This window comes from Patescibacteria group bacterium (assembly GCA_023473585.1).
In the GTDB taxonomy this organism is placed as follows: domain Bacteria; phylum Patescibacteriota; class Microgenomatia; order JAMCYU01; family JAMCYU01; genus JAMCYU01.
In genome coordinates, this window is sequence record JAMCYU010000009.1 from 51,225 (window position 1) to 66,469 (window position 15,245).

18 protein-coding genes and 1 pseudogene are annotated in these 15,245 nt (G+C 42.5%); 7 read left to right on the plus strand and 12 right to left on the minus strand.

What is annotated here, in order from left to right; translation table 11 throughout:
* The 4 genes from nrdR to M1575_03430 all read right to left on the minus strand — a co-directional run bounded on the left by nrdR (position 1) and on the right by M1575_03430 (position 3,056).
* Entirely contained in the window at positions 1–447 is a 447-nt protein-coding gene (gene nrdR / locus M1575_03415; GenBank protein MCL5095748.1) for a transcriptional regulator NrdR, read from the minus strand.
* 266 nt (positions 448–713) lie between these two features.
* Positions 714–1,481, minus strand: coding sequence for a 3-oxoacyl-ACP reductase FabG (locus M1575_03420; GenBank protein ID MCL5095749.1), 768 nt, complete (start codon positions 1,479–1,481; stop codon positions 714–716).
* Complete coding sequence (locus M1575_03425) at positions 1,482–2,066, minus strand: DUF5667 domain-containing protein (GenBank protein MCL5095750.1); 585 nt, start codon at positions 2,064–2,066, stop codon at positions 1,482–1,484. It abuts the gene before it with no gap.
* A 126-nt stretch (positions 2,067–2,192) separates the two neighbouring features.
* The gene (locus tag M1575_03430; protein ID MCL5095751.1) at positions 2,193–3,056 is read right to left on the minus strand and encodes a hypothetical protein; all 864 of its coding nucleotides are present in this window, start codon (positions 3,054–3,056) and stop codon (positions 2,193–2,195) included.
* 65 nt (positions 3,057–3,121) lie between these two features.
* Between M1575_03430 and M1575_03435 the strand changes: the two genes are divergently transcribed.
* Positions 3,122–3,262 carry a hypothetical protein gene (locus M1575_03435; protein MCL5095752.1) on the plus strand — a complete coding sequence of 47 codons (141 nt, stop codon included), beginning with the start codon at positions 3,122–3,124 and terminating at the stop codon, positions 3,260–3,262.
* Between the two features lie 21 nt (positions 3,263–3,283).
* Here M1575_03435 and M1575_03440 read toward each other — a convergent pair whose 3' ends face one another.
* The 3 genes and pseudogenes from M1575_03440 to M1575_03450 all read right to left on the minus strand — a co-directional run bounded on the left by M1575_03440 (position 3,284) and on the right by M1575_03450 (position 4,229).
* On the minus strand, positions 3,284–3,649 hold the full coding sequence (locus tag M1575_03440) for a DUF805 domain-containing protein (protein MCL5095753.1): 366 nt from the start codon (positions 3,647–3,649) through the stop codon (positions 3,284–3,286).
* Positions 3,650–3,894: 245 nt separating this feature from the next.
* Positions 3,895–3,996: pseudogene (locus tag M1575_03445) on the minus strand (IS30 family transposase).
* 92 nt (positions 3,997–4,088) lie between these two features.
* Positions 4,089–4,229: a hypothetical protein gene (locus M1575_03450; GenBank protein MCL5095754.1), complete on the minus strand. Its 141-nt coding sequence runs from the start codon at positions 4,227–4,229 to the stop codon at positions 4,089–4,091.
* Between the two features lie 250 nt (positions 4,230–4,479).
* On the opposite strand from M1575_03450, the gene M1575_03455 reads away from it, so the two are divergent.
* On the plus strand, positions 4,480–4,713 hold the full coding sequence (locus M1575_03455) for a hypothetical protein (GenBank protein ID MCL5095755.1): 234 nt from the start codon (positions 4,480–4,482) through the stop codon (positions 4,711–4,713).
* Positions 4,710–5,249, plus strand: a complete 540-nt coding sequence (locus M1575_03460; protein ID MCL5095756.1) for a cohesin domain-containing protein — start codon at positions 4,710–4,712, stop codon at positions 5,247–5,249. Before M1575_03455 ends, M1575_03460 begins: the two co-directional genes overlap by 4 nt.
* 4 nt (positions 5,250–5,253) lie before the next feature.
* Here the strand turns inward: M1575_03460 and M1575_03465 are convergent, their stop codons facing one another.
* On the minus strand, positions 5,254–5,838 hold the full coding sequence (locus M1575_03465) for an AAA family ATPase (GenBank protein MCL5095757.1): 585 nt from the start codon (positions 5,836–5,838) through the stop codon (positions 5,254–5,256).
* Between the two features lie 46 nt (positions 5,839–5,884).
* On the minus strand, positions 5,885–7,375 hold the full coding sequence (locus tag M1575_03470) for an aldehyde dehydrogenase family protein (protein ID MCL5095758.1): 1,491 nt from the start codon (positions 7,373–7,375) through the stop codon (positions 5,885–5,887).
* Positions 7,376–7,435: 60 nt separating this feature from the next.
* Between M1575_03470 and M1575_03475 the strand changes: the two genes are divergently transcribed.
* From M1575_03475 to M1575_03485, 3 genes are all read left to right on the plus strand, one after another.
* Positions 7,436–9,679, plus strand: coding sequence for a penicillin-binding protein (locus tag M1575_03475; protein ID MCL5095759.1), 2,244 nt, complete (start codon positions 7,436–7,438; stop codon positions 9,677–9,679).
* Between the two features lie 72 nt (positions 9,680–9,751).
* A complete protein-coding gene (locus tag M1575_03480) occupies positions 9,752–10,534 on the plus strand; it encodes a hypothetical protein (protein MCL5095760.1) in 783 nt (260 codons plus the stop codon).
* Positions 10,535–10,578: 44 nt separating this feature from the next.
* Positions 10,579–12,843 carry a transglycosylase domain-containing protein gene (locus M1575_03485; protein MCL5095761.1) on the plus strand — a complete coding sequence of 755 codons (2,265 nt, stop codon included), beginning with the start codon at positions 10,579–10,581 and terminating at the stop codon, positions 12,841–12,843.
* A gap of 1 nt (position 12,844) precedes the next feature.
* Here M1575_03485 and M1575_03490 read toward each other — a convergent pair whose 3' ends face one another.
* From M1575_03490 to M1575_03500, 3 genes are all read right to left on the minus strand, one after another.
* Complete coding sequence (locus M1575_03490) at positions 12,845–13,333, minus strand: ribonuclease H-like YkuK family protein (GenBank protein ID MCL5095762.1); 489 nt, start codon at positions 13,331–13,333, stop codon at positions 12,845–12,847.
* Positions 13,334–13,381: 48 nt separating this feature from the next.
* Positions 13,382–14,098 (minus strand): DNA alkylation repair protein, encoded by a 717-nt coding sequence (locus M1575_03495; protein ID MCL5095763.1) that lies wholly within the window; start codon positions 14,096–14,098, stop codon positions 13,382–13,384.
* Between the two features lie 147 nt (positions 14,099–14,245).
* Positions 14,246–14,713: a hypothetical protein gene (locus M1575_03500; GenBank protein MCL5095764.1), complete on the minus strand. Its 468-nt coding sequence runs from the start codon at positions 14,711–14,713 to the stop codon at positions 14,246–14,248.
* A 118-nt stretch (positions 14,714–14,831) separates the two neighbouring features.
* Here M1575_03500 and M1575_03505 point away from each other — a divergent pair, with 118 nt between their 5' ends.
* The gene (locus M1575_03505) at positions 14,832–15,131 is read left to right on the plus strand and encodes an MGMT family protein (GenBank protein ID MCL5095765.1); all 300 of its coding nucleotides are present in this window, start codon (positions 14,832–14,834) and stop codon (positions 15,129–15,131) included.
* Positions 15,132–15,245: the final 114 nt, after the last annotated feature.

Below are 15,245 nucleotides of genomic sequence, written 5' to 3' on the forward strand. Positions count from 1 at the left end.
TTAAGTTAATTTATCAATCATTTGTTCAAAGTCCGAGAGGTCGTCAAAATCCAGATAAACGCTGGCGTATCTTAAATAGGCAACCTTATCAATCTTTTTCAATTTTCGTAAAGCTAAGTTTCCAATCGTTTTTGAGGAAATCTCGGTTGTTGCCTTGCCCAATAATTCTTTTTCAATCTCCTCAACCAGGCTCTCAATTAAATCCATACTCACCGGTCTTTTCTGACAAGCCTTAATAACTCCTTCCCGCAATTTTTCTCTGGAAAATGGTTCTCTCCGGCCGTCCTTTTTGGTGACTAATAAAGGTGTCGTCTCGACTCTTTCGTAAGTCGTAAATCTTTTCTTGCACTTAATGCACTCTCGTCTTCTTCTGGTCGTCGTAAAGTCTTCACTGTCTCGGGTTTCGACGACTTCGGTTTCCTGACTGTCACAATAAGGACATTTCATCTTTTTCTTTGTGAAATAATAAGCACTAGATATAGTGCCAAGAAGAATAGTAGGACACTAATCGTAGCCTGTCAACTAGGAATGAAGATATCAAAATAGATCAGTTTAAAAACCAGCCTTAAAAAGATCAATAACTGACGAAAAGCAAAAGGAGAAAAAATGACCGAATAAACTTTTTATTCGAAATCTTAAGAAGAATAAGCGTTTCGTTCCTAATGACCAACGACTGATGACCAATAATTAATTACTCGTATCTATATCTCTCTTTATCCTGCCAGCCAGCCGCCGTCAACATAGAAGGTCGCGCCAGTACAATAATCAGCCTCATCAGAAGCCAAAAAAACCGCCATCGCCGCAATATCTTCCGGCTTGCCCATTCGACCTTTCGGGATTCTTAGAAGCATTCCCTGTTTAGCTTTCTCATCCATCGTAATTGTTTTCGTCATGTCGGTTTCAATTACGCCCGGAGCAATGGCGTTGACGTTAATCTTTTGCGGGCTTAATTCCAAAGCCATGGCTTCGGTCATGGCGATAATGCCTCCTTTGGTCGCACAATAGTGAGCCAGGTTAGGAAAACCGGTGCCGATTTGTCCCGAAGCAATGGAGGCGATATTAATAATCCTTCCACCTTTTCCTTGTTTAACCATTTGTTTGGCGGCGGCTTGAGCGACTAAAAACTGGCCTTTTAAATTAACGGCGATCATTTTATCCCAGGTCTCTTCCGTCATTTCCAAAAAAGGCGCGTAAGATAAAATGCCGGCATTATTGACCAAAATATCAATTTTAGAAAACTGCTTAGTCACTTCGTCAACCATAAACTCCACTTCTTTTTTCTGGGAAACATCAGCCCGAATCGTTATGGCTTGACGACCCATCTTCTTAATTTCCTGGATAACCTGTTCGGCTTCATTCTCACTCGCCGCATAGTTAACCGCTACATCGGCTCCGACTTTCGCCATCGCCAAACAAATCCCCCGGCCGATTCCCCTTGAACCACCGGTGACTAAAACTTTTTTGCCGCTTAAATCAAACATTTATTTTTGGGTTTTAAGTTCCAAAACTCTTTGGTAGCCCTTTCGAGAATTTTTTAAGGCGTTTTGTAAACCGGGCTTTGCCTGCTCCGGAGCCTTTTGCAAAACTTCTCCTAAAACTTCAAGATGTTTAGCGATGGAGCTTTCTAACTTTTCGGTTAAACCGCTCGTGTCTTTCCCTTGCTCTTTGGCTAACCTGGCGGTTTCGATGGCCCGGAGAAGATAGTTTTCGCCTTTATTAATGGTCGTCTGGCCCAGGTCCGCTTTTTGACTTTCGATCAAAGTTTTGCCCGCGCCTAGTCTTTTATCGGCCATCAAAATTAAAAACTCGGCTTTTTTCAAAGGATCACGGATCAAAAAATCCACCAGTCTGTCTCTTAACATTTTTAAGGAATACAAAGGATGATCCGGCAAGATCCCGGGATAGGGCAAAGAATAATTGACTTTAGGTTGAGCGGTGGGGCTGGCCGCTTTTAAGGGGCCCGCTTGGGTCGCGGCTAGGGTCGTTTTCCCTAAAATTAAAGAAACAAAGATCATTAATAATAGTCCTAAAAATATTTTTCTCATTTTTTCCTCCTTGCCCTCCATAGTTTTAACGAAGGAGGGTCTTTTTTTATTATACACGAATTATCAAAAAGTCAAACGGGGGGGGTAGCAAAGAAAGGAAGCTGTCGATAAGATTCCAGGAAACCAAAGAAACCGAAATTCAAAAGATCAAGAACCAAGAATTATAGCGAAACGAAAGCCGACGTCTTCGTACGAGTAACCAGGAGAAGCCTTGCTGATGTGAGCAGCTCCACCGTTACCAAAGAAACCAACAATAATACGGCAAGAACTATCCCCGTGAAATTCTGTGTTTGTCCACTCATAAGTGTTAGTTCCTCCCCAACCTTCACGATTAGCCAGTAAATTCCACTCATGAACCTCAAGCATTCTCGCGTCCAGACTGCTGGGTAGCCCAGCTTTCCAAAGAATATCTGGTTTGGCTTTTTGAATGGCAGCTTGGGCATTGTTCCAAATAACATTGAAACGCCTAGAAAGTCCTAACATGTCTCCGCCTGATGTTTCATCCTCATATAAGCTATCACGGGAAGGTTTAGGCATAGTTTCTACTGCCAACCAAACTCCAGGAAATCGTGGAAAGTCAATTTCCCCATTCATTACCATCCTCCAATACTCTTCTGTCAGGTTTCTGCTTATCCACGGGTTGACCCACTCTTGGCTGCTTAATGATTCAACTTTTCTCCAGCCTGGATAGCGTTCCTGAAGCTTTTTTAAATACCCTTTTTCACCCTTGCTCCTTAAGTCATTAATCGTTCCAATCTCTAGTTTGGGAATAAAACGTAACTCTATTCCCATTCCCTTAAGATTTCTTCGGACTTCAGGAGTGACATACTCCGGAAGAGGCTGAATTTCAAAATCTACGCCTAAAACTCCTCTCCAAGCATCTTGTTCACTTCTAAGTAATTCGGAAGATGCAGAAGGGAGTCGCTTGGTGTCAGTCCCTCTTTCACCACGACGCTGAGGAACATCTGAAGGCAGAGTAGGTTTTGGTCTCTCTTTTATGTTTGCTGTCATATTTGGCGAATTATACTATAAGCTTAAATCAAAAAGCAAATCCGAAAACGTGATAAAATAAAATCGTGAAAAAAGAAGGTCTTGGTCAATATCGGGATTTTTCCCTGGCTGATGAAAAGATTGCTTATGCCCTGTCAAAAAATATCAGGATGTTTCGGAACTTTATTGGCAGGCAGGTATTTTTTGCGCGCGCGATTTTTGCTTAGCTATTGCCAAGCATTTGAGGATTAATTCAAACCAAAAATTCTTTTCATGGTATTTTTTTGAAGCTCTATTGGTACAGGTCCAAACTTATTTTGTTTTTGATCTCCCTTCCATAATCCCACATATGTCCAAAGAATTGAATTTATTCCTGGGATAAAACTAAGCAAAGCCCACCAACCAGACTTATTCAAATCATGCAATCTTCTTATTATCAGTGATGCCATAAATACAAAAAAAGCGCTGAATAGTAGTACTGCTGAAAAATCTATTTCATAAATAATAAGTGGTGGTAGAAATGTTGCTATTAATGCAAGTACTATTCCACCTACTAGGCTTCCTACCCATATATCACCAATACTTATTCGACCAGAAAAAAGATTTTTAATCATATGATTTATAATAGCATGTGTCAATATTTTTTTCTATCTGCAGACAAACAATAATTATTGTACAACCTAATGATTCAGAAATTCAGTAGATTTCTCCCTCGTTTCAGAGGAGGAATTGCAGGATGTTATTGACGAGATTAACAACCGTCCGAGAAAGATCCTTGGGTATATGACAGCAAGAGAAAAGTTTTATCAATTATTAAGGGAGGAGGTTAGGGGTTGCGATTGATTATTGACAATGGGTCTGTCCCTTTAGGAAAGTAGTACCTTAAGTGCCAGTTGCCATGTTCGTTTGTCCCCCGTTGTCAGGAAGAGTACGGATCGGCATGATAGGTCTTCATTTTCAACTCTCCCCGTAACCGGAAGTGAAGATGCGTTTCTCTTCCATTATCCAAAGTTGTAGATTTTCTTGCAGGAATGGGAAGGCTGAATTAAAGTTTCAAGTGCCCCACCCGGTCTCCTGGTAAAAAACTTCTGATGGTGTTTGAAAGCCTAATCTTTTTCTCGGACGGTGGTTTAATTCCCAAGCAATCCAATCAAGACCTGCCTTGGTGATATTAGTCAAATCCGTGCTTTCCATAATCCTGAGTTTATTATACATTTTTCAAAAGATTTTGCGTAGTGCAACAGCTATTATTTTTTCTTTCTACAACTGGGGCGGCCATTTAAATTATAAAAAATTCTTTAAAATTTTTGCGTTTTTTCTTTGTCTTTACGAACCGACAGTTCCGGAGGTGCGGCGGGCGGCCTGCCCGCAATGCTTCGCAAAGCGATAGCAGGCGGGGGGCGCCAGTTGACAAATTTTCTTTTTAACCGTAAGCTAAAGGTTGATGTCTAAAAAATTACTGCTTAGAAATTTACCGATCATCATTGCCCTCATCGTCTTACTTTTAACCATTCCTCTTTTACTTTTAGCGGTCACGCAAAAACAGGATATCAGAAAAGAGGCGGCGGAACCGGATCAATTCCCCAAGGTTGACCTTAACAATGACGGTGTCATTAACGCCGTTGATTTTAAAATTTACCAAGAGCAATACGCCAAATCGCCTCAACCTTTAAAATGATTAATCCTTTTTTGCCGGCTTTGGTCTTCGCGGCTTCGGTTAATTTATCTTTTGAGGCCGTGCCGCAAATGATTCCGGCCGGTGACGAATTCAGGCTTTCGGTTAATGTCTCCAGCGCCGGCATCCCGACTTTGGGGACTGACGTGGTTATTACCTATGATCCGAAGATGGTGGAAGTGACCAAATTTCTGGGTGGGAAAGTTTATCCCCATTATCCGGTGACTTTGGTTGATATTGATAATGTTCACGGCAAAACCCGATTTAGCGGGACTGCGGATTTATATCAAACAAGGGTGGCGGAAGGTCTTTTGGGCTGGGTTTATTTCCGGGCCAAAAAATCCGGCACCACCGAAGTCTCTTTTGTTTGGAAAAAAAACGGGACGGATGAATCTAATATCGTTCCCGATACCGGCGGCCTGGATCTTTTAAAGGAAAAACCAAAGGGGGTTAATCTGTCTTTTCTTGAGCCGAGTTCAGGAACCCGAGTTTGGATTTTAATTAAACGAATTCTTTCTTTTGACTACTTAAACTTCTAAAGAACTATTTGTTATTTTGGTAATAACCCAATGCCTGGAGAACAATATCTAGAGTTTCGGTTGGTCCGTGGGAATAAGTATTAATGACCAGATCATAATATTTGGTGTCCCAAAAATCCGTGACCGGCACTTTGTAAATCCTTGACCATTTGGCTAAATTTTTCTCTTCTCTTTTTTTTAAATGCTCTTTGGCCTCATCGACGGTTAAAACATCGCGGTTAACAATCCGGTCAATCCGTAGGGCATCGTCACACATTAATAAAACTTTAAGAACCTTTTTAAGACCTCTCATGTTCCATCCGGCAATCCACGATTCCACGACATAATGCCCCTCGCCTTCTAACTTTTCTCTCATGGCCACGTCAATTTGATAATCAACCTCGTCCCCGTAAACCGTGGCAAAATGATGTTTGGAATCATGGGGATTACAAAGACCATGATCAATCGCGTATTGTCTTGACCATTCACCGCCAGAAAAAAAAGTAAAATTTAGAGGTTGCAAATCTTTTTTAAGATTGGTAAAAAGCGTCGTCCGGCCAACACCCGGCTTGCCGGAAATAGCAATGCTTTGGTATTTAAGTTCCTTCATGGCAAAATTCTATCCCAATTTGCAGAAAAAAACAAGAAGATTTAACTCACTCGGGCTTATTTAAAACCACGGGTTTAAGACGCGTCATCGCTTCGAGCGCATATTTAACTCCCTGGACGCCCACACCCGAACCTTTAATGCCTAAAAACGGAAAGTGGTCCGGCCCTCGTTGCGGCTTACCGTTGATTTGAACCGTACCGACGTTAATTTTTCCCGCTAACCGAATCGCCGTTCCTTCGTCTTGAGTAAAAAGACAAGCCTGCAGCCCATATAAGCTTTCGTTAATAATCCTGACGGCTTCGCTTAAATTTTGAACCCTGATTAAAGACAAGACCGGCCCGAAAGTTTCGACTTTAACAATTTCCCAGTAGGGTTTAACGTGATCTAAGATCGTCGGCTCAATGTATAAGCCTTTTCTCTTGCCCCCCAAAACAATTTCCGCGCCCGCCACCTTAGCCTTAATAAGCCTGTCCTCAACTTGAGTTGCTGTCTGAAGGCTGATAAGGGGTCCGACCATTTTGGTTTCTTTTTGGCGGGGATCCCCCATGCAAACTAGCTCTTCAATCACCTTGCCAAGTTTTTCTTTTAATTTTTCCATGACCGGATCAAGAGCTAAAACATATTTAATGGCCGTACATCTTTGACCGGAAAAAGCATAAGCGCCTTTAATGATTTCTTTCGCCGTCAGATCTAGGTCGGCATTGTCCAAAACGATGGCCGGATTATTACCGCCGCATTCAAAAAGGAGCGGAATCATCCCCGCTTTGCGGGCAATTTTATCCCCTATCAAACTCGAGCCGGTAAAAGAAATCATCGAAACCTTAGGATGAGTCACTAAATAATCACCGATAACCGACCCCTCGCCGGTCACCGTATTCAAGATGCCGGGCGGCAAACCGGCTTTTTTAAAAATTTCGACTAAATGAAGAGCCGAGAGTCCCCCCTGGGTGGGCGGTTTTAAAACGACCGCGTTGCCGGCAATTAAGGCCGGCGCGATCTTGGAGGCTGATAAATTAATCGGATAATTAAAAGGGGCAATCGCCAAGACAACACCCACCGGAACTCGAGAAACAATGGCTTGTTTCCCTTTTTCATAGCCGGGGAAAGCGTCGGACTCCAGAATTTCCCCTTGTAAAGCCCGGCCTCCTTCAGCAAAATAATCAATGAGGTCGGCGGTTCTTAAGACCTCGTCCTCCGCTTCTATTAAATTTTTACCGATTTCCAAAACCAAAAAATCAGTCAGGTCGTCTTTTTGTTCTCTTAGCCAATCGGCAGCCAAATGAAGGACTTTTGCCCTCTTATCGAGAGGAACTTTTTGCCAGGCAAGTTGAGCCCAGTAAGCGGCTTCCACCGCTTCGTCAATTTCTTCTTTGGTCAGGCTTTGCACTTTGCCTATAACTTGATTTGTGACCGGAGAAATAATTTCAACGGTCTTCCCACTTTTTGAAGTCAACCATTCACCATCACAAAAGTATTTGTAGGTCGGGATTCCGCCAGCCGGCGGTTTGTCTTTAATTTCCTGAAAAAAATCGGGCATTAGTCAAATCATAGCATAAACTTTAAAAGGTGTCATTAAATGATGATATAATATCGCCAAATGAAGAAAAAAAAGGTTTCTGCTCATTTCCTCCTTGTGGCCTGGGAAAAGTTGCCCCCCCAAAAAAAAGACCGCTATGGTTTAACCGTTATTTTTTCTTTAATTATCATTTTTGCCTATTTTTTTATTTTGCGTGATCTGCCTTTACCGACCAAACTGACGACTCGCGAAATACCTCAGACCACTAAGATTTTAGACCGTCACGGCACGCTTCTTTATAATATTTATACCGATCAAAATCGAACGATGGTGAAGTTTGAGGAAATTCCCCTAAAGCTTCGTCAAGCCACCATTGCCATTGAAGACAGAGAATTTTATCGTCACGGCGGTTTTGCTTTTAGCGGCATCATCAGGGCCTTAAGAGAAATTGTTCTCCATCGCCAACTCCAGGGCGGCTCAACGATTACCCAGCAGCTGGTTAAAAGCGCTCTTTTAACGCCGGAACGAACCGTCCAAAGAAAAATAAAAGAAGCGCTTCTTTCTTATTTTGTGGACAAAATTTACAGCAAAGACCAAATCCTCGAGATGTATTTAAATCAGGTTTCCTACGGCGGCACCGCCTGGGGCATTGAAGCGGCCAGTCATACCTATTTCGGCAAAAGCGTTAAAGATTTAAGCTTAGCCGAAACCGCTCTTTTGGCGGGATTGCCGGCCGCCCCGACTTATTATTCTCCTTATGGCACTCATCCTGAATTAGCCAAAGCCAGACAGCACGAGGTCTTGCGCCGTATGGTCGAAGATGGATATATTTCGTCTGCAGAGGCTGAAACGGCCAAAAAACAAAAATTAAATTATTTACCCTTAAAAACAGATATCAAGGCCCCTCATTTTGTCATGTATGTCAAGGAACAACTGATTCAAAAATACGGGGCCAAGCTCGTGGAACAAGGAGGTTTAAAGGTCACAACGACTTTAGATCTAGCTTTGCAGGAATTTGCCCAAAAGACCGTCGCCAGCGAAGTGGCCAGCTTAAAGGATCTTCGGGTTAAAAACGGCGCCGCCTTAATCACCCGACCCCCGACCGGAGAAATCTTGGCCATGGTCGGTTCCAAAGATTATTTTGCCGAGGATGAAGACGGCAACGTGAATGTGACGATTTCTTTACGCCAACCCGGCTCGGCCATTAAACCCCTTAACTACGCGGTGGGTTTGGCTTCAGGCCAGATTACCCTGGCCAGTCTTTTTTTAGATATTCCGACTTGTTTTGCTATTGCCAATCAGCCTCTTTATTGTCCGGTCAATTACGACGGCAAGTTTCATGGTCCGGTGCAAACCAGGTTCGCCCTGGGTAACTCCTACAATATCCCGGCGGTTAAGATGTTAGCCTTAAATAAGGTGGAAACGCTGATTGCCACCGCTTCGGCCATGGGTATTTCCACCTTTAAAGACCCCTCAAGGTACGGCCTTTCCTTAACTTTGGGCGGCGGCGAGGTGACAATGACGGACATGGCGACCGCCTTTGGCGTTTTTGCCAATACCGGCATCAGAAAAGATCTCGTCTCCCTTTTAAAAGTCGAGAACAATCAGGGCAAAACCTTAGAAGAATACAAAGATCCTAATTTGAAAATTGATTTAAAAAATTTAACCTTCCCCTCAACTTTGCAGATTGACGGGCCCAGGGTTTTAAAAAACGAGGTGACATTTTTAATCTCTCATCTTTTATTGGATCAAAACGCCAGAAGCGCCGCTTTTGGCGAAAGCTATTTAAATATTCCAGGGAGAGCCGTCTCGGTTAAGACCGGAACCACGGATGATAAAAAGGATAACTGGACCATCGGCTTTACGCCCAATTTTCTCGTTGCCACCTGGGTCGGCAATAACGACAGCACGGCGATGAATCCCTGGTTGACTTCGGGCGTGACCGGGGCGGCGCCGATTTGGTACAAAATCATGCGTGTTGTGTTAAAAGACCAACCCGATCTTTGGCCGCAAAAACCAGACGGAATTGTCGGCGCCAATATTTGTCAGCTTTCCGGCAAATTGCCAGGCGACTCCAATTGTCCGACCAGATTTGAATATTTTCTTGAAGGCACCGTCCCTAAAGAAGTTGAAAACCTCAAAAGACAGATTTTGATAGAAAAAGATACACAAAGACAAGCAATTTTTATTCAGGATCCGCAAGCGCCACCCATTCCTCTAGAGAAATTAGAAATGAAAGAAAAACAGGTTGTCTCCGATCCTTTTACCCCGGAATATTGTCTTGATTGCCCCCACGACGGCGACCGGCCGGTGATTGTCAAATAAAATCGTCTTTAGGTTTTACTGAAGCCCTAAATAATTGATTTAGCCCCTGATTTGTGGTATCATTCTTCTCTTATGTCTCCCGACAATAGAAGAATTTACGAAAGCGAAGCCCGGGCTTTTGCCGATATTGTCCCTACTCTTTTAGAGGGAAAACTGCCTCCCGAGGATCAATTTAACATCAGTCTTAAAAGACTTCTTAAAGATCGCCAGGGAAACCAGCACACTGAAACACAAATTCAGGCTTTAAATTTATTACATCATTGGGTTGATACTTTGGCTCACTTTGGGGTCCCCTCTTTAAATCTTGAGGCGTTTACCGCGGAAATTCATTTGCCACCGGTTGAATCCGAACACTTGATCAAATTGGGCATTATTGTCAATAAGGAAATTATGACCCAAATCATGACCCGACGACGAAGAAAAGGTCTCCCTCCGGAAAACAGGGTTGTCGTCCGGGCTTTACAAGAAACGACCGTTGGCGGTTTAAAACCAAAAACAACCGTTTATTCTTTGCAGGAACTATATACGGTCACCATGCCGATTTTTAATAGCGGCGTGGAAGAACTGGATGTTATTAGAGAATATCTGCTCGGTCAGGATCAGGACGACAAGCCGACTCTTCTTTTTATGAACGAAAGACAAGTCCCCCATATTCATTTTCATCATGGTAACACAACTTATCGCTTAGACGCCGAAACTAATCCGTCTTATCTTCCTCATGAGGAGGCTAGAAAAAATTACCCAGAAGCAAAAACCGTACCCGCGCCAACTCCGGCCACCAATGAAGAATTAGCCACTTTAATGGCCTTAGTTTACCACAGTGTCAAACAAGTTTTTGAAAGAAAAGAGAATTAACCCAGCTTAACAAATCCCATAAGATATGCTAATATGCCACAGCTATGGCAAGAAAAGGCAGGCCGGTAAAGAAAAAATCTCTCATGACCTTTTGGGATGTTTTGGTTTTGCCTTTTGTTTTGCTCTTCTTTTTTCTGATCAAAATCGGTGATACGGTCAGATGGTTTTTCAAGGTTTTATGGCAATTAATAAAAATCTTCCTAAGTTTAAGATTAAAACTCCCCCATCCTTATTTTCCCCGATATCGCTTACCAACTTTACCCAAATTAAGAATAAGTCTTCCGAAAATCAGTCTGCCTCAACCTCAAATTAAATTACCGTCCTTAAAGGGGAGACCGCAAGGGCAAGGGTTTATCCTGGGTGTTTTTTTCACTTTAATTTTTGTTTTGCTTCCTTACGAGACTTGGCTTATGTTAGAAAAACTCCCCCATCCTCAACTTTTAGCGGTCAGGGAAATTCCGGTCACCACTAAGATTTTTGACCGTAACGGCTTTTTACTTTATGAGATTTATGCCGAACAAAACCGTACCCCGGTAACCTTAGCCGAGATTCCGCCCTTTTTAAAACAAGCGACCATTGCGATTGAAGATAAAGAATTTTATAACCATCTTGGTTTTTCTCCTCGGGGAATTTTAAGGGCGACCAGGGAAATTATTCTCCATCGCCGAATTCAGGGCGGCTCAACGATCACACAACAATTAATAAGAAGCGCCCTTTTAAATCAAGAGGTGACTTTGCCAAGAAAAATAAAAGAAATTATCCTTTCTTTCTGGGCAGAGAGAATTTACAGTAAGGATCAGATCCTGGAAATGTATTTTAATCAAGTTCCCTACGGCGGCACCGCCTGGGGCATTGAAGCGGCCAGTCATACCTATTTCGGCAAGTCCGTTAAAGATTTAAACCTCGCTGAAGCTTCTTATCTGGCGGGACTGCCGGCCTCACCCAGTGTCTATTCTCCTTTTGGCATTCACCCGGAACAAGGCTTAACCCGTCAAAAAGAAGTCCTGCAAAGAATGATGGAAGACAGTTATCTTGATGAAACGGCAAAACTTAAGGCCGAAGAAACCAAACTTCAGTTTGCCACCCCCAAAACCGAGATTAAAGCGCCTCATTTTGTCATGTATATCAAGGATCTTTTGGAAAGAAAATACGGGTCAAGACTCGTCCAAATGGGCGGCTTAAGAGTCACAACCACTCTCGATTTACCAACTCAAGAAATAGCGCAAAGCCTGGTAACCAATGAGGTTGAAAGATTAAAATCCTTAAATGTCGGCAACGGCGCCGTCCTAATCACAAATCCGAAAACGGGTGAGATTTTAGCGATGGTTGGCTCTAAAGATTATTTTGGCGCTTCATCTTCTTTGTCTTTTAAACAATTTGAAGGAGCTTTTAATGTTACCTTAGCTTTACGCCAGCCCGGTTCTTCCATTAAAGTCGTTAATTACGCTCTGGCTCTAACCAACGGTTTGACCGCGGCCACGGTTTTAGATGATACACCGGCAACTTTCCAGGTTCCGGGTCAACCGCCCTATACGCCTAAAAATTACGACGGAAAGTTCCACGGTCAAGTGACTTTAAGAGAGGCTTTGGCCAATTCCTATAATGTTCCGGCGGTGAAGATTTTAGCGCAAATGGGGGTTAAAAAAATGATTGAACAGGGCAAAAAAATGGGTATTGCTTCCTGGCCGGATGAAAACCGCTACGGTCTTTCCTTAACCTTGGGCGGCGGCGAGGTGACGATGCTGGATATGGCCAGGGTTTACGGCACTTTAGCCAATCAGGGGGAAAAAGAAGAACTGGTAAGTCTTCTTAAAATCACCGACTATAAAGGACAAGTTTTGGAAGAACATCGTTCTTCGCAGGGAGAAACCGTTTTGCCGGCCGGCGTTGCTTTTATTCTTTCTAATATTTTGGCTGATAACCATGCCAGAAGCGCGGCTTTCGGTTTAAATTCCCTTTTAGTCGTCCCCGGTAAAACCGTGGCGGTTAAAACCGGCACCAGTAATGATCTTCGGGATAACTGGGCCATCGGTTTTACGCCTTCTTACGTGGTTGTCACCTGGGTTGGGAATAATGATAACAGCCCGATGAATTGGGTCGCCTCGGGCGTGACCGGCGCCACCCCCATTTGGCAGCAACTCATGATCAATTTATTAAAAGATAAGCCAGATGAGCTGATTTTGCCTGGTGAGGATATTCTCAGGGCCGACGTTTGCGGTAAATCGGAATATTTCTTAAAAGGAACGTTTAAAAATCTTTCCTGTCCGTCCCGCTTAACCGTTGAACCCTCGCCCTCCCCTCTACCCTAAATTAGGTATGCCGGTCCGCAACCTTTGAAGCGCCGTAAGAAGAGGGTTTAATTTGCACTTTATAACCTAAGTTTCTGACCATGCCGACGACCTCATTGATCATCTCTTTGGTCTCGCCGTACTCGCCGATGTCAACGTGGATCTCAACGTCATAGCGGCTGATCCCGTCATGCTTGGTTTGTTCTAAAAACTTATCGGCCAAAGCCAAAGACAGGGTCGCCTCCTGATAAATCCTCTGGCGCAAGACGTAGGTTTTTTTCTCAATTTTCCGCTGCCAAAAATATATCCCGCCGCAACCGAGACGGTGGATGACGATCGCGGAGACAAAATCGGTTTCGGTTCCGTTTTTCGCTTGGGAATCACTGCCGATAACCACACGGTATTTTTCTTCCGGCCGTTCCTCCATAAACTTCAAGACCTTCTCCTTGACTTCAGCTAAACTTAAGGTACCGAAGGTAAAACTATTAAACTGATCCAAATCATTATCCATAAGAATAGCTGGAATTCTACCACTTTTGAGGCTTAAACTCCAGGCAGCTTAGGAAGCTAAATAAAACTCTCTTTGCTTTTGGGAAAACTTCTCAATGGCGTAGCGAAGCATGGTTCTGGGCATAGTCTGATAATGTTTCTTTAAAAAAACCTCTTCTGCCTTTTGATCTTTCTTACCGATCTCCCTTAGCATCCAACCAACGGCTTTATGAATTAAATCATGTTTGTCGGTAAGTAAAATTTCCGCAATTTTTAAGGTGTCAACGAAATCGTTTTCCCTGATAAAAGCAAAAGTTGAGATAATCGCAATCCTTCTCTCCCACAAATTCTCACTCCTCGCCAACCTATATAATATCTCTCTACCAATTCCACAATTCCCATTATCCATTATCCAAATGTATTCTCCGATTATTTTTGGTGCCGAAATATCCACCAGGTTCCAATTGTTAATTTTTTTGGTGTTTTTTAAGTAGAATTTAAAAACCTCTTCCCTCTTTACCCTTTCTCCTTTCTTATACTGCCTAATCAAAATCATAACAGCAAGTGTCCGTTCTTCGTGATATTGCCCGTTTAGAAGCTTCTGAAGGTCTGAAAAAGATAAATCTTTATACTTACCTGCTAAGTCCTGAATCGGTCCGGTCATGATCCCTAAAAACTTGTCGCCTTCGCCGTATTCGCCTTTGCCGGTTTTAAAAAATCTCGCCAAAATCCTGGCTTTTTCGGGATTGGCTAATTTTTTGAGCTCTTTTTGAACTTGCAAAAACATAATTTAATTATATAGAAAATAGTGGTATTTGTGTTAATTCTCAACCAATCCTGATTCCCATTATCTATTGTCTTTTGAAGTTCCGATTCTCTGAGGCTCTGAAACTCTGATTCACTGGCGTACTAAAAGTATTGCCCTCAATTATTTTCATTTCGAAGTTAAAACATGAAGTTTGTTCGCTAACCCTAATCCCACTTGTAACTCGCCTAAACGATTGAGCATATTCCCATGAATACTTTCTGAATAAGGTTCTTGTCTGCGTCTTTCAGAATTATGTTGATCAAACCTAAAAATGTCACGAACCAAAACCCTATTCACATAAGATAATCTTGTTGGGATATCAAAATCTATTCCCGCTTGTGCCAGCATGGCAAATTCAAGGCCCATTTCTCCATATTTCCCTTCATCAACACTCTTTTCTAACCTCCCCATAATGGAATTTCTTTCCCTTTGCTGTTCATCAGAAGATAAAGATTGATATTTAGAAGTCCATCTTTCTAATTCTTCTTGATCGTAATAACCAGCATGATCTTTAACAAATTTTTCCGCCCTACTTTGAATATCGGCTCGTTCTTGTTCTTCTTTGGGAATTTGTCCTCTTGCTTCTTCGTCCATATGTTTTCAAAATTAAGTATATCTATATTTATTTTTAAGTCAAGTATCTTAAAATTTTTAGTTTCAAAAGGCGAGGCCTTACGAGGCTCAAATTTTGATAAGTGATAAACTATAAATAATGAAATCTTTCAAAGAAAAAGTTTACGAGATCACCAGAAATATTCCTAAAGGCAAGGTGGCAACCTATGGTCAAATTGCTTGGTTGGCTGGAAACAAAAAAGCCGCCAGAGCTGTTGGCGCGTTAATGAGAACTAATCCTAATGCGCCCCGTACTCCCTGCCACCGCGTGGTTTCTGCTGATGGATCACTAACAGGTTATTCCGGCAAAGGCGGAATCAAGAAGAAAAAGCAGATGCTTTTGGGTGAAGGGGTTATTTTTAAAAACGATAAAGTGGACAAAATTTGTTTTGTTTATTAATGTAAAATAAAAATAACCTTATCCCCGGCGCCGCCATGGTCTGGTCTTGCTTCAAACAACAATAAAAAAGAGATTTCGCGGATTAAAAGTTGTCTAGGACGCGATAGATCCCGT

Bases quoted from the DNA above. Each gene is read 5' to 3' on its own strand.
- M1575_03500 (MCL5095764.1), bottom strand. From the start codon at position 14,713: ATGGACGAAGAAGCAAGAGGACAAATTCCCAAAGAAGAACAAGAACGA.
- M1575_03430 (MCL5095751.1), bottom strand. From the start codon at position 3,056: ATGACAGCAAACATAAAAGAGAGACCAAAACCTACTCTGCCTTCAGAT.
- M1575_03470 (MCL5095758.1), bottom strand. From the start codon at position 7,375: ATGCCCGATTTTTTTCAGGAAATTAAAGACAAACCGCCGGCTGGCGGA.
- M1575_03480 (MCL5095760.1), top strand. From the start codon at position 9,752: ATGTCTCCCGACAATAGAAGAATTTACGAAAGCGAAGCCCGGGCTTTT.
- M1575_03455 (MCL5095755.1), top strand. From the start codon at position 4,480: ATGTCTAAAAAATTACTGCTTAGAAATTTACCGATCATCATTGCCCTC.
- M1575_03495 (MCL5095763.1), bottom strand. From the start codon at position 14,098: ATGTTTTTGCAAGTTCAAAAAGAGCTCAAAAAATTAGCCAATCCCGAA.
- M1575_03505 (MCL5095765.1), top strand. From the start codon at position 14,832: ATGAAATCTTTCAAAGAAAAAGTTTACGAGATCACCAGAAATATTCCT.
- M1575_03475 (MCL5095759.1), top strand. From the start codon at position 7,436: ATGAAGAAAAAAAAGGTTTCTGCTCATTTCCTCCTTGTGGCCTGGGAA.
- M1575_03440 (MCL5095753.1), bottom strand. From the start codon at position 3,649: ATGATTAAAAATCTTTTTTCTGGTCGAATAAGTATTGGTGATATATGG.
- M1575_03490 (MCL5095762.1), bottom strand. From the start codon at position 13,333: ATGGATAATGATTTGGATCAGTTTAATAGTTTTACCTTCGGTACCTTA.
- M1575_03425 (MCL5095750.1), bottom strand. From the start codon at position 2,066: ATGGAGGGCAAGGAGGAAAAAATGAGAAAAATATTTTTAGGACTATTA.
- M1575_03450 (MCL5095754.1), bottom strand. From the start codon at position 4,229: ATGGAAAGCACGGATTTGACTAATATCACCAAGGCAGGTCTTGATTGG.
- M1575_03420 (MCL5095749.1), bottom strand. From the start codon at position 1,481: ATGTTTGATTTAAGCGGCAAAAAAGTTTTAGTCACCGGTGGTTCAAGG.
- M1575_03460 (MCL5095756.1), top strand. From the start codon at position 4,710: ATGATTAATCCTTTTTTGCCGGCTTTGGTCTTCGCGGCTTCGGTTAAT.
- nrdR (MCL5095748.1), bottom strand. From the start codon at position 447: ATGAAATGTCCTTATTGTGACAGTCAGGAAACCGAAGTCGTCGAAACC.
- M1575_03465 (MCL5095757.1), bottom strand. From the start codon at position 5,838: ATGAAGGAACTTAAATACCAAAGCATTGCTATTTCCGGCAAGCCGGGT.
- M1575_03485 (MCL5095761.1), top strand. From the start codon at position 10,579: ATGGCAAGAAAAGGCAGGCCGGTAAAGAAAAAATCTCTCATGACCTTT.